This window comes from Butyrivibrio sp. FCS006, assembly GCF_000424525.1.
Taxonomy (GTDB): domain Bacteria; phylum Bacillota; class Clostridia; order Lachnospirales; family Lachnospiraceae; genus Butyrivibrio.
The window spans coordinates 209,265-231,308 of sequence record NZ_AUKB01000013.1 but is presented as its reverse complement, the minus strand read 5'-3'; the positions used below and the strand labels follow the sequence as shown (position 1 = coordinate 231,308).

General features: G+C 43.9%; 11 protein-coding genes. 1 reads left to right on the top strand and 10 read right to left on the bottom strand.

Going from position 1 to position 22,044, the window contains the following annotated elements; translation table 11 throughout:
* Positions 1–71: 71 nt before the first annotated feature.
* The 5 genes from G633_RS0105755 to G633_RS0105735 form a co-directional block, all read right to left on the bottom strand.
* A complete protein-coding gene (locus G633_RS0105755) occupies positions 72–821 on the bottom strand; it encodes a hypothetical protein (protein WP_026519333.1) in 750 nt (249 codons plus the stop codon).
* Complete coding sequence (locus G633_RS0105750; RefSeq protein ID WP_026519332.1) at positions 818–1,531, bottom strand: hypothetical protein; 714 nt, start codon at positions 1,529–1,531, stop codon at positions 818–820. Before G633_RS0105750 ends, G633_RS0105755 begins: the two co-directional genes overlap by 4 nt.
* Positions 1,528–2,349, bottom strand: coding sequence for an ABC transporter ATP-binding protein (locus tag G633_RS0105745; protein ID WP_026519331.1), 822 nt, complete (start codon positions 2,347–2,349; stop codon positions 1,528–1,530). The genes G633_RS0105750 and G633_RS0105745 overlap by 4 nt, the downstream gene beginning before the upstream one ends.
* Before the next feature lie 15 nt (positions 2,350–2,364).
* Entirely contained in the window at positions 2,365–4,467 is a 2,103-nt protein-coding gene (locus tag G633_RS0105740) for a M13 family metallopeptidase (RefSeq protein WP_026519330.1), read from the bottom strand.
* A 234-nt stretch (positions 4,468–4,701) separates the two neighbouring features.
* Positions 4,702–5,163 (bottom strand): Hsp20/alpha crystallin family protein, encoded by a 462-nt coding sequence (locus G633_RS0105735; RefSeq protein WP_026519329.1) that lies wholly within the window; start codon positions 5,161–5,163, stop codon positions 4,702–4,704.
* 330 nt (positions 5,164–5,493) lie between these two features.
* On the opposite strand from G633_RS0105735, the gene G633_RS0105730 reads away from it, so the two are divergent.
* Entirely contained in the window at positions 5,494–5,907 is a 414-nt protein-coding gene (locus tag G633_RS0105730) for a hypothetical protein (RefSeq protein ID WP_026519328.1), read from the top strand.
* Positions 5,908–5,922: 15 nt separating this feature from the next.
* On the opposite strand, the gene G633_RS0105725 is transcribed toward G633_RS0105730, so the two are convergent.
* The 5 genes from G633_RS0105725 to G633_RS0105705 all read right to left on the bottom strand — a co-directional run bounded on the left by G633_RS0105725 (position 5,923) and on the right by G633_RS0105705 (position 21,985).
* Entirely contained in the window at positions 5,923–6,801 is an 879-nt protein-coding gene (locus tag G633_RS0105725; protein ID WP_242838836.1) for an AEC family transporter, read from the bottom strand.
* A gap of 42 nt (positions 6,802–6,843) precedes the next feature.
* The gene (locus tag G633_RS0105720) at positions 6,844–7,572 is read right to left on the bottom strand and encodes a metallophosphoesterase (protein WP_026519326.1); all 729 of its coding nucleotides are present in this window, start codon (positions 7,570–7,572) and stop codon (positions 6,844–6,846) included.
* A 127-nt stretch (positions 7,573–7,699) separates the two neighbouring features.
* Positions 7,700–9,454: a glycoside hydrolase family 13 protein gene (locus G633_RS0105715; protein ID WP_026519325.1), complete on the bottom strand. Its 1,755-nt coding sequence runs from the start codon at positions 9,452–9,454 to the stop codon at positions 7,700–7,702.
* A gap of 198 nt (positions 9,455–9,652) precedes the next feature.
* On the bottom strand, positions 9,653–10,429 hold the full coding sequence (locus G633_RS0105710) for a class B sortase (RefSeq protein WP_026519324.1): 777 nt from the start codon (positions 10,427–10,429) through the stop codon (positions 9,653–9,655).
* 15 nt (positions 10,430–10,444) lie between these two features.
* A complete protein-coding gene (locus G633_RS0105705; protein WP_026519323.1) occupies positions 10,445–21,985 on the bottom strand; it encodes a Cna B-type domain-containing protein in 11,541 nt (3,846 codons plus the stop codon).
* Positions 21,986–22,044 lie beyond the last annotated feature (59 nt).

Here is a 22,044-nt window from a genome sequence, read left to right as displayed (position 1 = left end):
TTCCTCTCATATCAAAACTTTAAATACAAGTATATGATAGAATATTTGCCGGATAAATGTAATGGTCATTCTTAAAATTCAAGCTCTTTTCTCCTGAAGATCAGCATTGTTATCCCGGTAGCTCCGATGATGTAGATCAGTATCGCTTCGAGAACATATCCTATTCCACCTACAAAATCTCCCATTATGAAATCTGAGGCTGCAACAGACATCATGCCATCGACATAATATCTCTCTGCATGATATTTGGCGAGATTGGTCATCTGTAATATCAGCTCAAGGGAGAGAGGAATTATTATCTGGAATGTAAGATACGCAAAAAGGCCTATTGCCGCATTTTCCGAAAGGAAATAGAAAAAAGCTGCTATTGTAACATAGGCTATTGTCTGAAGGAATTCAATTATAAATAATACAATGAGGAATCTGGTCTCAATTGGTGCAAATGTCGCTCCAAATGCAGCCTTTAGTATAAAAACATAGATAATGGTAATGACCTCCATCAGCACCGTTAACACGCACAGGTCCAGGAATTTCCCGATAACAAATTTGTCTCTCGAAAGTCCTCTTCCTATTACCCCTATCATTACCATGGATTTGAATTCATCGGCATATATTCCAAGTAGCGCTGCAAAGCCAATGATCTTCATTGCAAAAGAATGAAGTCCCACAAGCTTGCTAAGTACGCTAAAGCTTCTGTCAGGTGCTTTGCCAATTGAGGTTGCAATGGATACAGTATCGAATACGAACCATGCTACAAGCAGTATCCAAGGGAGTAATTTTACAAGGACACGCTTAAGATCAGCTTCAAGTAGTCTTCTCATAGATCCATCTCCCTTCTGTCAAATGTCGCAATATTAATTGCGACTACGATAGCCAGATAAACAAGTGCCGGTATGATCGTATAGCCAAAGTTTCCCGCCTGGAATTCCGCAAAGGAAGAATCCAGAAGGCCCATAAAGCTTATGTCATAAACAGGAAGTTTAAATCTATCCTGAACCGCCTTTAGAAGGCCCGTCCCAATAGCGCCTGCCAGCACCAGCACCAGCATGCCTCCGGCTGCACTCATGGTCAGGAAAAGAACCAGTGATGCCAGTGCCATTATTCCAAGTCCCCTGATGACACTGAATGCGCAAAACAGAAGCAGAAACGCGTTCTGTTTGGGAGATATCGGAAGGTCTGAAACAGTATTCTTTATCAGTGCCGCAACATACAGGATAAGATATGTTCCGCAGTATAATACGAATGAGTCCTTAAGCTTGGAAAACACTATGTTTTTGCGCTCCATTCCCATTCCGATCATGCTTATCATGATTCCGCTCTTTATCTCATCGGAATAGACTGAGAGAAAAATTGGAATACTAAGGAATATGAGTCCAATATTACCGAACATAGACTTGTACAACTCCATCTGTCCGGCAGCTGTACTGGCAGCATCCTTAAACAGTATAAACAGCACCAGTATCAGCACGATCACGTACATCGACGGCTTGGCTATTATTCTTTTTAAATCTGCTTTCATCAGTCTATTCATTGATTTGAACCTCCGATCAGTCGGAAATAAACATCCTCGAGAGAAGATTTCTCTGTGACCTCACGCATGATCTTGATTCCGTTCTCTTCCAGCACTTTCTTGGCTTTTTCAATGTCATCCACTGCGATCTCAACTGCCGGCTGGTTCTCCTGAAGATCCTGCTGAGTGATCTCTTTTACCACATAGCCTTCATTGACGATTCCAAATCTGTCTGCTGTATGCTCAAGTTCACCCAGAATGTGGGATGAAATGATAACCGTCATGCCAAACTCATCCCTGAGCTTCTTGACCAAATTACGGATATCGGCAATACCCTGTGGATCAAGTCCGTTGGTGGGCTCGTCCAGGATGAGAATATCGGGATTTCCAAGGATAGCATTTGCTATTCCAAGTCTCTGCTGCATACCAAGAGAGAAGGATTTTACAGGCTTATTGACGCCTTTAAGGCCAACTATCTCAAGAACCCTTGCAATCTCCTGCTTGCGATCTTTTCTGGGAATTCCCTTTACAGTTGCAAAGTACTTAAGGTTCTTTTCAGCATTGAGGTAATTATAGAATCTGCAGCCAACAAGGAAGCCTATCTTGCTTCTGTTCTTAAGGAGCTCCTTCTTGGTCGTAGAACCCACAATTGATACGTTACCTGAATTTACCTCAGACAGGCCCAGGATCATCTTAAATATTGTGGTCTTACCTGCGCCGTTTCTGCCCACAAGGCCGTAGATATCGCCCTTGTTTACCTGCATATTTACATTTTTAAGCACTTCGTGCTTGCCATAGGATTTATTTACATTTTCAAGTTTAATTACCGCTTCGCTCATCTTATTTCCTCCCTATCACCAAACCGCGATCCTTTTTTCAGGTTCGAGGTACATGCCATCGCCTTCTACTATTCCGTATGTCTCGTAAAACTCATCAAACTGCTGCAATCCAACATTTACTCTGTAAAAAGCAAGAGGATGAGAATCACCGGAGAAATAGCTCTTTTCCGCTTCCAAAGGCATGTTTACCCTCCAAAGCCGTGCATAGGAGGTAAAGAACAGATCATAGTCAAAGTCAGGAACCTTGGAGGCCAGATAAAGATTTGCCTTCAGCCCGCCCATGTCGGCTGTTGCTTCTCCGGTGAGGTTTGCTCCGTTATAAAGGCCTGATCCCGGAAATGGCGTTAAAGTTGAATAATATGAAGCAACCTTGTCGTTGAGATCGACAAATGCCACCTGATCTTTGTAGGGCAGCCAGGAACTCTTTATACCGTTTTTGTCGTAAAGAGATCCGCCACTGTCAAAGCCGTGAGTGATCTCGTGACCGATTATGGCGCTGAGTCCCCCAAGCTTCTCTTCATATGTCATATCAGGTGAATAGCTGTTAGGTTCGCATATTCCGGCACAGATATATATTCCGTTGGTTGCCGGGTTATAGAATGCGTTTGTAGTTGTAGTAGATGTGTCTTTTCCAAGCGGATCCCAATAATCTTTCCTGAATTTCTCGCCTGCAAGGAAAGCTCTGTGATTAACCGAATATCTCTGCATAGCATAATAGGCATCCAAAAAGCTTCCGCCCTCTTCTTTGGATTTGAATGGAGTCTTGCTGTAATCAAGGACCTCAAAATTCTGATAGGCTATATGGATACCTATATTATTAAGCTTATCAAGGCATGCTGCCTTGCCCTCGTCAGACAGCCAGGGCTCTTCGGCAAAGATCACATTATATGCGTCAATAATGTCCTCTGTCATTTTTGTAAGCTCTGCTGTGGTTGCATCATCGAAATAGTTCTCAACATAGGTTTTGTTGAGAGCTCCGAGCATTGCTGTATGGCCTATGAAATACTCGAACTGCAGAGAGTCTTCGCGCTGCTGCTCTGACTTACCGAAGTCCATAGGCTGCTGGGTCTTGGATTTCGAGAATTCACTCATTTTATCCAGTGTGTCCCTGTCAAGGCACATTGCACTGTCCAGGCAATAATTGACTATCAGATAGTCCTTCATCTCGTCCAGATTGCTCTTCTTGCACAGCCCTGCGAGCCTCTTTGTGTAAAACTCGGAAATAACCAAATATTCAGCGTTTGAAAATCCCCAGTCATCCAAAAGTTTGATAAGCGGGAATTTTCCTGCGATATTTGCTGCCTCATCCCTGGTTTTTGTGCTCTTTGCCACGTCTTCTAAAGTCATGTCCACTGTTGAAGAAGCAACTGCTTTCTCCCACTTAAGGCAGTTCTTAAAGATCTTTTTCGCATCGTTCTTCGGATAGCCAAGGGCCTCTAACATGTACAGCACCTTGTTTTCTACCTGTTCATACATCTCAAGTGTCGATGCTGAATTCAGCTTGTCATAATAAAACTTCCCATTCGGGGCCTGCAGGGAAAGCTTCGGGGTATCTACTATTGTTAGGTTAATATCGGGATACTCTTCAATATGATATGAATCCATTACGTCCACCGTTATCGGCGCAAGCGCAAGTGGGTTTCTCTCAAGATCTCCAAAGAAAGCATACAATTCATCCATGCTGCTTATGGATTCAATGTCTGCTATATAGGGCTTTAGAGGTTCTACGCCCTGACTATTTCTATAATCCCAGTCTGATGAAAGCGCATAGTACTTTCTGAGTACCTCCGCCTCTTCTCCGGGTAGTGATTCATCTGTAGCAGCTTTTTTCATCTTTTCCAGAACCGCATCCGAAACGTCCTGAAATACACCGCTGTATTCATTGCCCATTTCCAGCTTCCACTCTTTGTTTTTGGCCGCTGCGAAATCATCCTGCGGGCGATACTCCTTATCCGCCTTCACTGAATCATAAAGGTCGGAGTCAACCCACCCTTTGCTCAGCGCAGAATTAAGACGATCCTGAAAGCTTTCTGCCGTCCCACTGGAAGCAGCAGCGCAAGCCGTTAGGACAAAGGCCATCACCAGCGAAGTCACAACAATCGTCGGTCTTTTCTTCATCAGTCCTACTCCTCTCGTAACTGTGTCATTAGAAACCTCAACAATTCTCTTATTTACCATTATAACGGTAATTATGCACCAAAATTCCAAAAAGAATATAAATTTTGAGCCCCTGACTCCGTCCCTAGGGCTCAAAAATGAGCCCCGGGGACGGAGTCAGGGGCTCATTTTTCGGAGACAAAAAAGAGCCTCCGCGTAATGCGGAGGCTCAAACACTTACATATCAGGCATCGGTTATCCTTCGATAGCTATCAGATTCTTTTCCGGAATCTTCTTGTCCATGGCTTTTTTAGGAATTGTCAGATTCAGAACGCCGTGTCTGTAGTTGGCTTCAATGTCGCCTTTCTCGACATTTTCACCTACATAGAAGCTCCTGGTCATGGATCCGGCGTACCTCTCCTGACGGATCAGTTTGCCTTTCTTGTCTTCATCTCTGTCAAGGTTCTTGGATGCGCTTATTGTGATGTAACCGTCGTTCAGTTCTACTGTGATGTCTTCTTTCTTGAAGCCCGGAAGATCTATTGAAACCTCATAGTTGTCGTCCTTCTCACGGATATCGGTCTTCATCATCCTTGCTGCCTTTCTTCCGTAGAGCTTACGCTCCATGCCTCGACTCATGTCGTCGAATTCCTTCATGTAAGGGAATCCAAACAGATCGTCTATGAAATTCTCTTCAAAAATACTAGGTGTTAACATAATGCTTACCTCCTTTGCACAAAAACAATTGGTTAACTGTTATTGAGCAATGGGACGGAGGGTTTAGATCTTAGGAAAGTTAAGTCCTAACGGTCTTCTCTGTTCCTTTGTTCTATAATCACTATAACACCACTATTAGCACTCGTCAACCGAGAGTGCTAATTTGGATAAAAAGCTATTGTAAACTCCAATACAGAATTAATCTTTTTCCAAAAAAGGGGAATTAAACTCTGCTATTACGCTGCATCGGCCATGTAACTATGCGTCCCTTAGTCTTATTATCGTATTATCTAAAACACTATTTTGTTTGATTTATACGGAGGAAATACCATGTTTGATATGAGAACAAGAGAAATACAGGAAGCCATTTCTGCAGCAGATGTTGCACTCGATCACCTTGAAAGAGCCAGAAGAAGCCTTTCAAGTGCCAGCGGATGGGGATTATTCGATACCCTCGGCGGAGGATTTATCAGCGGCCTTATTAAACACAGCAAAATGAGCGATGCTGAGCATGAAATTAACCAGGCAAAGCAGGCGCTTGAAAAATTCTCAAAAGAGCTTAGAGACGTAAACGGCTATTCATCAGTGCACATCAACGGATTCCTTACATTCGGAGACCTCTTCTGCGATGGATTTTTGATGGATGTCATTGTACAGTCCCAGATTGGCAAGGCAAAGCGCGAGTGCGAAAACGCAATAAATCAGGTTACAAGCATTAGAAATGACCTTCAGAGGATGCTCTGATCCAGCCACTGCTCATCATAATTGGAGCAAAAGAGATATCAGCGGAATGGTAGCTACTGACAAAAGCGTAGATAATGCCACTCCCTTAGAAGCCAAGGCGTAATTGCCCCCATATTGCTGCGCAACCATTGCTGTCATGGAGCCAATCGGAGTTGCCAGCATCACATAGCACACCTGCAAAATCAGCTTGTCATCGATGAATAAGCCAAGGAGCAGAACTCCAAGAATTGGTACTGCTATCAGCTTTATCAGCGAGAACAACAGGAGCTTAACATCACCAAACAGCTCCTTGATTTTTATGGAAGTCATGGACTGGCCGATTACCATCATGCTAAGAGGCGCAGCGATGCTGCTTAGGTGCTTGGCAGATGAAGTGATAAAAGACGGCATATGAATACCGGAAACGTATATAGTGATCGAAATGATGCAGGAAATGACGCCAATGTTCAAGATCTTTTTGAGCGGACTTCCGCCTTTAAGCGGATTATCACCCTTAATTGCTGCGATTCCGTATGTGTACATGAGAAAATTATAGGGGAACTGAAAAAGCGCCCCGTACAGCACTGCTTCCGGACCATACGCAGCCTGTAAGATGGGAAGCCCCATAAACCCTACATTGGAAAAGATCGTCATGACGCGGTATATACTTTTGTCATCGCTCTGTACCCTTAGAATTGGCAGAATAATGAAAGATATCACGATCAAAAAAGCATACACTGCCAATGTAACAAGAAATCCAAATAACAGGGAGCTTCCCCTTATGGTACTTTCCTCATTCATTCCCGCCGACAGGATCAAGGCCGGCGTTGCAATATTTAACACAATCCACGAGAGGGTCTTACAGCCACTGTCGGTGAGAAAGCTCTTTTTCCCACAAAAAAACCCGATCCCCATCATTATGAATAAAACGATCATCTGCTGAACCAGAACCATCTGTCAGTGCCCCTTAACATAAAACTCTTCCATAGTCTCCAGGCATATCGCCACAAGATTCCCTCCCATGACACAGCCACAATCTATGTCTAAAAGATTTCCGTTCCTGAAAACGCGATTGTCCTTCTTGCCGAGAAACCAGGTCGGAGTGTGGCCGATAATGAATATGTCATCGCCCCTATCCCAGTCTTCCTCGAAATCTGGCCTGTCATACAGAGATTCCTCAATCGATGACAGATCAGCATTCTCAAGGTCTTCAAGGCTGTGGATGTTCTTGCCGATAGTGTGAACAAGCACAAATCTCTGCCCGTTAACCGTAACTTCCTCATAAAGAGAGAACTCCTGAACATACTCCACAAGAGCTTCCCGGTCATACGCCGAAAGCCGCCTGAATGCATCAGAAGTTATCTTACCACCATTTTCACTAAGAAACCAAAGGTTTGTATCCGTGATGAAGTCCATGGTAAGTGTCTTTTCCACTGCTTCCTCAGAATTTACCTCTTTTAATCCGGGTAAAAGAACTTTAAGCATCATATTCTCGTGGTTTCCGGCGATGGGGATGACATTTGGCTTATTCATCATCCAAGCCAGAACCTCCACCGGCTTAGGCCCACGATCAACGCAGTCTCCAAGCACATATAGCGTATCTTCATCAGAGAAACCAATGAGCTTCACAAGCTCCATCAGTTCGTCGTAACATCCATGGATATCTGAAACCGCGTAAGTTGCCATAAATACCCCCTTTGAGTCCGGTTTTGGTTTCCTTTAACATTGTATCACAGTGAGTCACTGGGGACGTTTCACTTTGACTCATTTTGAGTCACCGGGGACGTTTCACTTTTTCTCATTTTGAATCACCTTACTTCTTTAGTATCAGCACCCCGTTAGGCTCAAGCTTACCATCACTCCATTTGCGTGAGTAAACAACGCCCTCAAATCCGCTAACATCGATATCCACCGCATTCTCCTCACAGTTAAGGTAAATCTGAATGCTCTCATTTTCCCCAATCTTGGTAAAAGAGATAACCCTCTTCTCCTCAATATCATTCGGGAAGTGGAAGTTTCTGCTCTTGCAGGACTGCAGAGTCTTTCTCATCTCGATGAGGCGCTTCATCTCTGAAATCTCGCCATCTTTAAGGCCGGCGTCAATCTCATCCCAGGGCATACAGCGTCTGCAGTCAGGATCATAGGATCCATCCATAGCCACCTCTGTACCGTAGTAGATACAGGGGCTTCCCGGCATAGTGAACAGAACAGCAAGCTGCTGGTAAAAGATATCTATGTTGTGCCCTGCTTTATCCAAAAGCCTGTTGGTATCATGAGAATCCAGGAGATTGAACAAAACATCGTTTACCTGAGCATAATACATGGTAAAGCATCTGTTTATGTCGTATTCAAAAGACTCTCTTCCTCTGTTCTTGTATACCCAGAAGTCCGAAATTGCCGTAGTAAGCGGATAGTTCATGACAGAATCATACTCATCTCCACGCAGCCATGAGATCGAATCATGCCAGATCTCACCAAGAAGGTAGAAGTCCTCCTTCATATGGCAGGTCATATACCTCAAAGCCTTAAGGAATGAGTGTGAAACCTCATTTCCTACGTCAAACCTCAGTCCGTCTATGTCAAAGGTCTCAATCCAGAACCTGACAATATCCAGCAGATAGTCCTGAACCTTGGGGTTATTGGTGTTGAGCTTTGGCATGTACTCTGCGAATGCAAAAGAGTAATACCTTCCGTCCCTTGTATCCCTGCCCTTCTCAAGTGGCCACTTATTGATCATGTACCAGTCGGCATATTCAGATGCCTGGCCCTTCTCCACAATGTCCTCCCACATAGGATGGTCAATTCCGGTGTGGTTAAAAACCGCATCCAGCATAACTCTGATGCCCAGCGCATGAGCCTCGTCCACCAGCGCTCTGAGGTCCTCATTGGTGCCAAACTGAGGGTCAACTTTCTTGTAGTCCTTAGTGTTGTACTTGTGGTTACTGTGCGCTTCAAATATAGGATTTAAGTATATTCCGGTAATTCCAAGGTCCTTAAGATATGGCAATCTGTCACGAATTCCTCTGATATCACCACCATAGTAGTCCTTAAAGCCAACTTCCCCGGTCTGCCAGGGCAAAACACCCTCGGGATCTATGCTCTTATCGCCATTGCAGAATCTCTCGGGAAAGATCTGGTACCACACCGTATCGTTGACCCAGGCGGGAGTTTTGCACACATCAGCAGGATTCATCCAAGGCATGATAAAGTAAGAAAGCACCTTTCCTTCAGTATTCATCTCTTCTTCGGTGTAAAAACCATCCTCGAAGAAGTACATAACCTCATCTCCGGCGTGGAGCTCAAAATAATACTTGCATCTCTTATATTCCGGGCGAAGTGTGGTGGTCCACCAGATGTGATCCTTGAGCCTTTTCTTGAAGCAGATTTCTTCCTTCTTTCCGCTCCAGCGCTCGTTTCCGCCCATTATTCCGGCATCATAGGGGTCTCCGTAGTATATAAAGACTTTGTCCACATCATATCCGGTTTTGATATTGATTATTAGCTGCTCTGAATCCAGTGGATAGCAGTACTGTTCTGACATTCGATGATAAATAGCACTTAAAAACATGGGTATCTCCTTTCGGAAAACGTTTTCCGTAACAAACACTACTATATCCTATCCGTTTCAAAATTGCAACACAATTCTGAAAATGAGCCACTGACTCCGTCCCCAGGGCTCAAAAATGAGCCCTTGACTCCGTCCCTAGGGCTCAAAAAACACCTGCCGGGAGACAGGTGTTTTTATATACTATATATGTTATATATTTTATTTAACTTTGACTCCGAATACCACCATTCTGTTGTTGGCTCCGGAATACTCGCAAGTGCTGAGAATTACGATATTATCCAGCTTCAGGTCCTCTCCTGCGTCGTATAAAGATTTCTCCTTTGCTTCCTCAAAGAGCAGTTTGAGTGCATCGCCCTCTTCTCCGTTATTTACAGCATTCATAAATGTATCGCCATAAACCACGTTATTATCTGCAAAAAACGCTGAGAAAACCCTGTAGGTAATCTCCTCATCCTCGGTCCAAACCACAAATGTCGGATGCTGTTTAAAATACTGTTCATCCTTGTAGTTCAGCAGCGGATGGAACATGCTGCCGTCCTTACGGTTGTGGCCGTAGACCACGGTCAGAGGTGCATCAAACGCATCCGGAAGCTCTGCATCTGCAAAGAAGCATCCAACGCTCCCTGAAGAGCCGTCAAATCTGTGATCCAGATAAAAGCTGTTATCTGTGGTCTGGACCACAGGCCCGTCGATTTCTCCATCGCAGGCCTGTAGCCATCCCATTGTATCAGAATTGATCTCTATGAGGGATGCGAAATCAATGCTAACGCCTTTATCTGCCACCTCTTCGGCAGCTGTCCCGGACTCTCCAGGCTCTTTTACCTGATTCTCCGAAACCGTACCATATGCAATTTCCCTGATGTTATCGGCCTCTATCCTGTCGTCGTAATATCCCTTTACAAAGTATGCAAGGATCACGCCGGTCAGAACCATTCCTATGAGGAAAAGACCCATAAGCACTTTTAATCTGGTCATATTAGCCTCAAATCATTATTTCTTGCCGGGTTTAATGCGCATATACTTGCCAAATACTGCTGAGAAGCAAAGTGCAAAGGCAATAAAGAGCATTATCAGCGCTGTAAGCGGTGTATCGTCGCCGGTTCTTACACCCTGTATTGAACCATCGCGAGTGATCTGATCCTGAACTTTGTTGTCAGTAGCCACAACAGCCACTGTTGTAGCTGCTTTACTGCTGCTATTGCTATCACTGTTGCTATCGCTGCTACTACTGTTGTCAGAACCGCCACCTGATGGTGCAGGAGCAGGCTTTGGAGGCGCATTAAACTCAACCTGTACCAGAGTCTTAGCAGGCATCTCGGTTGCTGCACTTGCCAGCGTAACGACTACTGAACCTTCAAGCACTGTGACATGCTTAAATGGTGCATCGCCACTGAGCAGAGGACTCCAAACAGCTTCAAACTCCGCATAATCACTTTCAGAAGAAATGACATTGCCATTCTTTTCAATCCTGCCGGTGTATGGATGCTGAATTCCGGCTGCGTCAGTATAAACATATCCCGAAATACTTACATGGTGAGGTGCTCCGGCTCCACCGTCTTCACCTTCTGCCCACCAGCTGATCGTCAGGGTGTTGGAATATGTATAACCATTGGCTGCATCAGGCTCAAACTCAACTGACATAGCCTCTTCAATATATGGAGTCTCGTCGTTTACATAACCATAATCATCGTGACCGATTTTTTCCGGATCATCTACAACGATTCGCTTCTTATATACCTTAACTTCACCGCCGGTAAGAACTTCGCCCTTGCTGTTTGTTACTACATCAGTTGTGTTCTCAACCTTAAGGTAGTTTTTACCCGTTAGATACAGAAGCCAGTTAGTGACTGTCACTCTTACTGCAGCGTCAGAAGCCGTGGGCACTTTACCCTGTGCATATCCGTAGATTCCTCCAACAGCCGTATCTTCTTCAGTACCTGATGTAGCACTTCCATCGGTAACAGAAATCCCTTTTACCTCATATCCCGCATGATTAGGATTCTCGGTAACTGTGTACTGATACATTGTATTGATGCCAACCAGCGCAGCAACCTTGCCCGAAGGGATCCTGATAGTTCCATCCGATGATGACAGCTCAATCCTGTCATATGCCGGCTCAGAAGCCTTAGCATCAGTCCTAAGGTCCTCATCGCCGATAGAAGCATCATACAGGTAGTACTTGCCGGTATAAGGAACTACTGTATTATCCGGTCTTGTAAAGCTTACCTTGAACGGGAATGCATAAGTTGTAACTGTCTCACTATCAGTTCTCTTCTCTATCTTCTTCTCAATCAGCAGCACACCATCACTCTCCATCGCGGTATTGGTAATGGTTGTTGCGATCTCGTCAACGCCATAAGTGGTCTGATAGTAATTCTGAATTATAAATCCGTTCGCATAAGGTGTTTCAACATCCTCAGTGATCGTATAAGTAATCTCTGTAGGATTTGCTGCGCTTGCGCCTGTGCCATACGCGTACTTAGGAAGTCCTGTAAATACGTATGTCCAGGTATTTCCGTCGCTGCTCTTTGTAGGTGTCACATTGAGGTTCTTGTTTGTGATAGGAGCATTTTCGTACTTAACGTAACCTGCAGCTTCATCTACGAAAAGAGTAATCTCCGCCGGTCTGATCTTCTGAGAATCAGAGTTATCATCCCAGATCTTAACTGCTGTAATACTCTTGGTGATCAGCGTATTGGTAATAACAGTCTTATATGCGTCTGATTCATAAGTAGTAACGTAACCTGCCTCAGTTCCGTCGTTGGTCTGAGCATACTCAGCATCTGCTGAAGCAAGACTGTATCCGAGAGGAACGAATGGGATTCCGCCTGCATTGGTCTCAAGGAATCTGTACTCATATCTTACAGGATCAACTCCTGCAGCGTATTCCACGTAAAGTGGCAGATTATCAACAGAAGCTCTCCAGCTGTTAGTCTCATTGAGCTCTATAACTGCCTGTCCGGTTACATCAGTCCAGTTCTCCTCAGCCGTAGCCTTTCTCTGAAGCTTTACAAATGTGCTCTCCGGCCTTGTGCCGAACTTGTTTGAATCATCGCTCCAGACCTTCTCTACGCTTGCAGTAGTATAAGGGGTATTGATTATCTTTGTTAAAAGAGCTTTCTCCGCGTCGCTCTTTACCTGCTGTTCCTGTACTTTTTCGAAGTCCGTACCGTTGTATAAGTAGTATTCTGTCGCAGCCCCGTCCACGGTTGTCTCAGAAATGTAGTAAACGATGAACTCGCCGCTCTTGTTCTTAAGCGGAAGATCTTCAATCACTGCCTTCCAGTTAACACCTGCATTGAGGTTTCTGATGTACTCGGCGCCGTTCTTCTTTACTACAGAAAGAGCTCTTGTTCCATCATCTGTACCGGTCTCAAAATTCCTTGAAAGAAGCTTAACCACTACAGCATTCTTCTGTAAATCATTATCGGTGTTCCAGATCTTCTCTACTTCTATTGCCTGGTCTCTAAGTACAAGATAGTTAGTTACTTCACTGGTCTGCTCCATATCAGAACCAGCGTATACATAGCCATCATCCGGTAAGAGCTCTGTTATCTCTTTTGCCCTATCTCTTGTATAAGCGCTGATGGAAACCGGCTCTGCAAGTCTATACTGATACTTCGCAGGATTTGCACCATCAGAAAGTACGTACAGTGGAAGCTTATCGATTGTTGCTTCCCAGGAGCCTGCTTCAATAGTAACAACAGGGCTTGCAGTTGCATTTGTATTGTGAAGCTCATCCTCAGATACATCTGCCCACTCTCCGCTTCCAATCCTTCTCTGAAGTGTAAGAGTCAGTTCATCAGGTCTTAAGCCAAATCCATTATTGTCATCTTCCCAAAACTTTCTTCCGGTGATCTTGGTAAGTGGTGTATTTACGATCTTAAACTCAAAGGATCCTGTTCCACTGCTCTTTGCATTTGCCTTTTCCACTTTGGCAAAGCCTGTGCCATCCTGAACGTAGTAAGCTGTGTCATATCTTGGATCTGCAGTCTCTTCTACGTAGTAAACAATCTCGTTGCCATCCTTGTTTACTGCAGGAAGTCCTGTGAAAGTCTTGATTAAGTTGCTCCCTGAAAGTGTAGCTGTAGCGCCCGGAACATCTGCATTTGCGCCTGTATCTGTTCCGTTTTCAAGGTTCTTGGAATATAGCTTAACGTATACATCGTGCTTATCTGCTTCGCTATTTGTATTCCAAACCTTGTTTACTGTGATATCGCCTCTTGTTATGAGATAGTTGGTAACAGTGCTGGTCTGAGCTGTATCAGATCCGCCATATGCATAGCCATCTTCAGGTGTAAGCGCCGAAACCTCAGTATTCACCTTCCTGGTATACGCATTAGGAATAGTAAGCTCAGCAAGTCTGTACTGATATTTAGCAGGGTTTGAACCATCTGAAAGTGCGTACAACGGAAGCTTATCAATAGAGCCATTCCATGCAGTACCTTTTACCGTTACTGTAGGGCTCGCACTTGCATTGGTCTTGTGAAGCTCATCGGCTGAAACATTCTCCCACGCTCCCTCGCCGACCCTTCTCTGAAGAGTAAGCACAACGTTTGCAGGGCGAAGTGAATACTTATTGTTTTCATCAGACCAGACCTTGGTTCCGGTGATCTTGGTGAGTGGTGTATTTACCACTTTTACATAAAGAGAATCATCAGAGGTTCCCGTAGTGTGTTGAAGTGCATCAACGACGGCTGCGCCGTCTGCAGGATAAGCGTTTGCTCCTGACGCATACTGTGTCTTGTAACTGCCTGTAGATGTCTCTTTTACATAATAGACGATTGTTGCGCCGTCTTTGTTGTACATTGGAAGGCCGGCATATTCGCACTCGCCTCCATGTCCAAGAGTATTAACGCTTCCGGTAAAGGTAACGGGCTTAAGGCTGCTCTCACTGGTAACAACTCCATTTGCACCACCCTCAAAGTTAGCACTGTACAGAGTCACGTCCACATTCTGACGCTCTGCCTCGGAACTGTTCCAGATCTTCTTAACGTGAATCGATCCGGTCTTAGTTATAAGTGTATTGATGATCTGTGTTGTATAAGCGCCATCCGAAGAGCCATTAATGTGTGCAATACTGTAGGATCCGCCTTTTCCGGCAAAAGAGCTATCGAGGGTGGTAGCTGTACCACCAATTGCAATTTCAACAACTCTGTACTGATATGCATTGCTTGTGCCACTTCCGTAGTACTTAGGAAGGTTATCAAATTTATATGTCCAGGTATTTCCGCTTACTGTGAAATTAGAGCTGCTAAGAGTTCTTCTGGTTACTTCACTCCAGGTATTTCCATCGGTTGACTTATCAATCCTCAAAGTAAGATTAGTTGGTCTTATACCATACTTATCGGAGTCATCATTCCATATCTTGGTAACTGTCAGACTTGTTGTAGCATTATCTGTATCCAGCTGGTTTACAATCTTCTTAGTTGCTCCGCCTGCAATTGTCTCAATGATTGCCGGATTATAAACCTTGTAGTTTCCTGCTTCTACAGGCTGGAAAAAGACATCACTATCTGCCGATTCTCCATGAGGAGTCCATGTAGCATCCATTGTGCCGGTAGGTACAGAAACCGTAATTGTCTGATCTCCTGTTACAATCTTGGTCTCAACTACCTTGTACTGATAAACAGCGCCTTTAGCTCCGTCATTATTAGCAGTTATAGGAAGTCCGCTGAATGTAGTCTTCCATCCGTTTGCGCTCTTGAGCTCTACATTCTCACGGCATTTAGTCCAGCTTGTGCCTCCATCAACGCTGTAATAAACATCAAACTGTACAGAGCCTTCTCTCATGCCATAGTCGTTGTTAAAGTCATCCCATCTCTTTTGAACAGTAAAGCTTCCCTTAAGGGAATTTGAAAGTGTTCCAATAGCAAGGGAATGTTCTCCTGCCGTAGCTGTCTTGGAGATGACCGACCTGCTTGCTGTATAGTTTGCCTTAACAAACTCAGAATTCAAGGTCTCTTCTACATAATATTTGTAGAGATTACCATTAGCAGAATATACAGGCGCATCCTTATTTGCATTAAATGTAATGGTATAATTCCATTTCGTTGGATCCTGAGAATCCACTGCGACGGAAATTGTATAATCTGTGCCCGCAACAAAGTTCAGCGTATCATCATTTTCTTTTCCTGACTGAGTAACTGCCTTGGCGTAGAGTTTTATGTTCAGCGCCTTAACTGTAGCATTTGTTCCATTCTCAATATCTACAGAAGGGACAAGTGATGTTTTCGTTTCAGCTGGGGCATTTCCAACGTTCCACTGCTTGCTGAATGTAATGGTCTGGATATTTTCTGTTGATTTGTATTTGTTTCTGAAAGTTTCTGTTCTCTTGTTTTGTGCATCTGTATCTCTGAGTCCTATTCCATGATTTTCAAAGGCAACACCTATATACATGCCTTCTTGGCCCGTTTTAGGGGTTATTATCGCATTATTTCCTGTACCTGTGACCGTAGACGTATATCCCGGCATATCGTCGATCATCTCAACAACATAGTAGGAATATAGCTTTCCACTTGGGGCAAAAATCTTGCAATTATCCCAGGAGATTGTATTAGTAGTAGTCTCATCATTCTGACGATATACGATTTGAGTAGCAACAAGCTCATCGTTATCTATATCAAAATTGTTTGCTGCATATGCTGCCGCTCCTTCTTCTGAGGAATCCAAGTCGTTTTTGGCATAATTGTCATTAGTATATCCATAGCCGTCAGAATCAAGCTCTTTTCTGTAAAGCCTGAATGTTGCCTTTGCCGGTTTAATTGCATAACTACTCGTTACATCCCACTCCTTGGTTATCTCAAAGCTTCTTATGTTATGCGTATGTGGAACATACTGGTTTACCAGATCAGAATTGTTATCAGACAGCGAATAAATCGGATACATGATATCCGCCGGAAGCTCATGCTCATAGGTATTGTAAATAACTTCACGGACGCTGTACTTGTATTGATATCCAAGATCATCATATTTAGGGAACTGAGCATATGATGCCACTCCATCGCCACTGTAGATTCCAAACGCATACATTGCCTTCGCCGGATTAAGTTGGCGAGGAGATTTGGAACCATCTGTCTCATTACCAGCTACAGCTTTTTCATCGTAAGCATCCATTTTCTCTGTTTGGGTCGCAGTATCCGCTACTACAGGAGCTTTATTAGAATCATCATGTTCACTATATCTAAACAGGTAAATATACGCATTTGGCAGCTTATCTTTATCAATACCCTCAGGAACGCCCTGCCAAAGCTTACGTCCCTCAATCTGAATCGTGTCCGTAATGCCGGTAACGGTAAAGCTCTCCTCCTGAGTGAGTGGAGTTGTTCCGTCTTCAGCTTTTACACTATCAGGTATAAGCGTACTTAACGCCTGAAGCTGGACGTCATCGCCGACATCCACTTCCGTAACAGCAAAGTCATTAAACCCATCCTCATCAAAGAGAGGCTGAGTATAGTGATCCGTATCATAGTCCGATGTCGCATTATTCAAGGTCTCTGATACATAGTATGTATAAACATTACCATCGGCATCAGCAATCGGAAGTCCGCTGAAAATAGCCTTCTGAATATATTTATCTCCATCAATAACGCTCTCCCAGCGCTCCGTGTACTCGCCCATAACCGAGCTGTTATAAAGAGCCGGAGTACTTCCATTAACGCTGTAATAAAGCGTGAGATACATATCAGGTCTCTGGTCACTCTTAGCCTTGTCATGCCATATTACATAGAAATCAACTTCACTTCTTGCACCGGATGCCTGGTTTGTGTACTTATAGTTATCTTCAATGCGCACACTGTTCACATCGCTGTAACCAAGATCCGCCGATCCCTCCACTGATTTATATACAGTAGTTACAGGATCTACAGTTACAACGTAACCAGATTTTGTTGTATCCTTAGTGGAATTTACATCCACGAGTATCTTAGAAGTAGGTGTATCCTTCTCCTTTCCGTTTTCACACTGCATCTCTCCGGTTGCAGGCGTACCCTTGCAGATATACTCTTTAACGCTATAAGTATAGTTATTTCCGTTATCATCGTAAGCAGGATAATAGCTCTCAAATTTAACAGTAAGATCAGTGTTTAGTACGTCTCCAGAAACATAAGTAGGAATATCCCTATAGGCAACCTCAGTCTCAACACCGCTAACTTCTCTGAACAGAGCAACCCTAAGGAAATCTCCTCTGCTCTTTAATGCGTTTGCTGAATCTTGCCATACCTTTGTGAAGGTAAAAGACCTTCCGGCAACCCTTGTATTTGTGATAGTATAGCTGGTTCCGGCTGTATTCCTTACAATGTTAACCTTATATCCGGGCCTGAAATAATTGCTGCTCTCATCAACAAGAGCTTCAATTACACCGTCAGTTATATTACCTTCAGTAACCTGTTTCTTAATCTCTCTTACTTCAGTGCCGTTTTTCAATGTAGCCTGGATATTCAGATGATCCTGGATAGCTTTCGCCCTAAGGGCCTTTTTTGTATTCTCATCAGTTGTATTATTATAGGTCTCACGCTCAGATGCCGTCATAAACTTTGTCGGATCTACCCATTCATGACTCTGATAATCATTTCCGGCCGTAAGTGTCATACTGTATTCTGATGGCACAAAGGTTGAACCATCATAGGTTCCAATCTCAATAAGAACGTCTCCTCTCTGAGAATAATCAGAGTCGTCCTTCCATGTCTTGCTTACATCGATTCTTATGGATGATGTCTGACTTCCGGTGTAGTTCCTTACATAGAGTCTTATTTCCTTACCGGTAATACTTCTGTCGTACTCTTTACCGTAAGTCTGCTCAGTAACAACGCCTGTCTCTTCGATTGTATAGTTGTACTGTCTTCCTTCTTCATCATAGGCAGGAACAACTATAGCTTTAGTTTCCCAATATGCACCGTCTGCAGATGTGGTATATGTCTGATTCTCAGCAATAACCAGTGGATCACTGCAATCCAGTGTAAACGTTCCGGCACTGCCTTTTTCATCCGTTTTGCTTGCAGGCTTTTCAAGCACTATTGTTGCATAGGCTGCACCATCACGCTTAAGCGCTATTGTTACATTACCCGTTTTACTGTCTTTATCTGCATCACCTATATCCCAATCACCGGACCACTGTTTTCTGATATAGACATTCTTAGTACCATACAGCTTGTTGACTACAGTAGCTTCAGCTGACTCAACACCGTTCTCATCAACTGTAGCCTGATACTTAGTAGTAGCCTTGTAAGTATAATTGTTCAGCTCATAGATTGCGCTAAGCGCATCTGTTCCCTCTTCCTGCCAACCATCGCCGTTAAATACAGCATACGCGCCATTTCCAGATTGAACAGACTTCTCAATAACTCTATATTCATATCTTCTTCCCAGTTCATTGTAAAGCTCCTGAGACTGGAATGTTCCTGTAACCTTCTTCTTGGATGATGAGAATCCCGTCAGAGTATGCTTTGCTACATCCACCCAGTTACCATCAACCTTCTTCTGAAGCTCAAATACACAGGTTGAAGATACATAATCTGATATTGCAGATACTTTCCAGTTCTTAGTAACTGTAGGCGCAATCTTTCCGTTTCTTACATTGCAGAGTTTTCCGCCATTCTTAACAGCCTTATAACTTGAACTGCCTGTAAAGTCACCGGTCTGATTCCAGTAAACAGTCTTGTACAGCTCTGAATTTGAAACCTCAGTCACATAATATACGTATTTATATCCCATCTCGTCGTAGCTTGGGAACTTCTCACCGGAGACAGCAAAACGAGAGAGCTCAATGTTAATCGCATTTACGCTCTCACTTCCTGCATCTGCAGCCTTTAACTTATATATGTACTGAACAGCATTATGAGTAACAGGAGCTCCGTCCTTCATTTCCTTGTTGATAGGATATCTCCAAAGGTACAGAGTAATGCCTCTTGTAATAGCAAGGCTTCTTCTGTTTACGCTCTCTGTATCATTGCCGTCGTACCATACTTTGTCAAAAGAGAATTCGGCGTCACCTATAACAGTGGCATAAATGAACTCTCCGGAAAGACACTTATCTGTGTCTGTTGATGCTGTTCCGTTATCATAGGTGAATTTAAATGTAGGCGGATTAGTCGCTCCGCTGTATGTATAGGTCTCAGCCATCTTTGTATAGTACACAATGGCATCACCGTTAGCTGCATATAAAGGAAGTCCACTGATTGAATATTGCCAGGTAACATGTGTATCAAGCCCATCGGTTTTCTGACCTTTTGTCCAGCTGACTGTATAGCCTTCGGTAACCTCTGCCGGATCAGCACTTCCAACTGCCTTATACAGTTTCATTCCTGCATCGGTAAACAATCCACTGTTTATCATTTCAGGCAGCTCTACTGCACTCTCAGCTCGCCATACAATAGTTCCCGTGATAGCATCCGTATATGTAAGCGTAAGCTTTGCTGTAGTGCCTTCAGAAAGAGCTACATATTCCCCTGAAGCCTGATAATACTGCACAGGATAGAACCCATCAGCAAGTTTTGCATAGTAGCTGTATGCTACACCTGCTTCGTTCTTCTTAGGAAGGTTTTTAAATGCTACATTCCAGGTACTAAAAGAGGTTCTGCTTACAGATGTTGGATGTGCGCCATCTACCTTGACATAAGAACCTCCGTCCTGATAATAGACATCAATCTTACTCAGAATAGTTGGCACATCTCCAGTATTGATCTCATCTTTAGTGGAATAGGGACGATTATCCGCATAGTTTCTGTTATCCTGCCACTCAAGATTAAAAGTGGGGCTTGTGAGCTCCATGATCTTATTGTTTATGGTAATAGTAGATGTGCTCCAAATCTTATCATTGTCATCCTTTTTGGGATTTAATGCATAATAGCCGGGCTCCGGTAGACTCTCAGGTGTATAACCATCTACAGTCTCAATCTTGATTCCGTAAAAGCCCTCAGGTATCTTATATGTGCCCTCTCCACCGGCTGTCTTATCACCTGTTCCCTCCTGGATATAAACAGGGATTGAGTCAAAGCTGGTAGAAATGGTTGCACTTGTCTTACCTGTACCGGGATCATCAACTTCAGTAATAACTATTTCCTTGGCCTCACCAATTATGAAAGCCTCAGTGCTGGCATTTCCGCCTTCTTTGACGTTCATATTTGCGATATTGCCGTACAGAGTCAGCTTTATCTTTGATGTGCCTTCTGTGATAAGTGAAGCGTCAGCAAATTTAACAGTTACAGCCTGATTAAATGTAAGTCCTGTTGCAGGTTCAACATTATCAGTTTCGCCGGTTCCCTTTAACGCTGTTAATGCGATAGGTGAAAAACTATCCATTTCAAACTCAAGCTCTCCCTGATCGTTGACCTGTGTCTCTACAACTTCCTTTTCGCTCTCATCCGGGAAATGAACAAGCTCAAATGTCTCATTTTCAAGAACTTCTGTCTCGATATCTGCAGGAGGAGTCAAAGTCACCTTTACAGACTCATCGGGTTCTATCTCTTCTCCGTCCAGCATTATGCATACATCCAGCGCATACAGCACAACCCTGCTAGGATCATCCAAAAGACTCTCAGCTTCGGATATGTCAATTGGTGTTACCTGCAGAGTACTTCCAACAGGGAGATTACCCTCTACTCTAACGCCCTCAGCCTCAAGTACCATGTACTCAAGGGGCACTTCTTCCTTCAGGATTTTAACTGTGATAGTAGGTAAAAGAGCTTCTACCTCATATAAATCAGAAATAGCAGGCACATAAACAAACTCAGCCCCTGCTTCATCAGATGAGAATTTGTCAAAAGAGCTGTTCTCTTTATCCAGTTCCCACTTAACATTTTCAATTGTGACGTCTTCGGTTATTGTAACGATCTCTTTTACGATCTCGTACTGTTCTTCTTCAGGCTCACCTTCCTTATTCTCAGGATCCGCCTCAGGCTCTGTCTTAGGTTCTTCGATCTCTTCACTCTTATCAAGATCCGCTTCGTCAGAAGCTGCATAAGCCTTGATAGCAGGGAAGATCATGCCGATGAGGTCCTCTCCGGACTCCTCTGATGCATTATCCGCAGGCTCAGAAGTCTCTTCAGGTGCAGGTTCGGACGCAGGCTCCGGTTCAGGTTCTACTTCCGGAACTTCAGGCACAGGATTTTCGGGGTCTGGTGTCCCAGGCTCCGGCGTTCCGGGCTCTGGTGTTATCTCCGGGTTCTGCTCCGGATCAGCGTCAGGATCTATATCCTCGGGAAGGTCTTCATCAATCTCTTCGGTAGTAGCCTCAGTTGATGAATCTCCTGCAGGCTCTATCTCATCATCCTTCTCAATCTTTCTCTTTGTCTCTATTTCCTCCTGATATGTCACAGTGACATCCAGAGTATCAGGGAATATGATATCCTCTTCGGAGGCGCCAATATAAAGAGTTTGACGAGCAATCTCCTCATCAATCTCCTGTATATTTGTTATGGTCTTCCTTGGCCCTTCATCACCAATCTCAGCAAAAGCTCTAATATCTACGTTGGTAAACGTAAGAACTGCGCTAAGACCGATTGCCATCATCCTTGAAAATGTGTTTTTTCTCATAATTCCTACCTTCCGATGCAAGACATAGTGCTCCCCTCCCTTCTAAGATGATACCGACC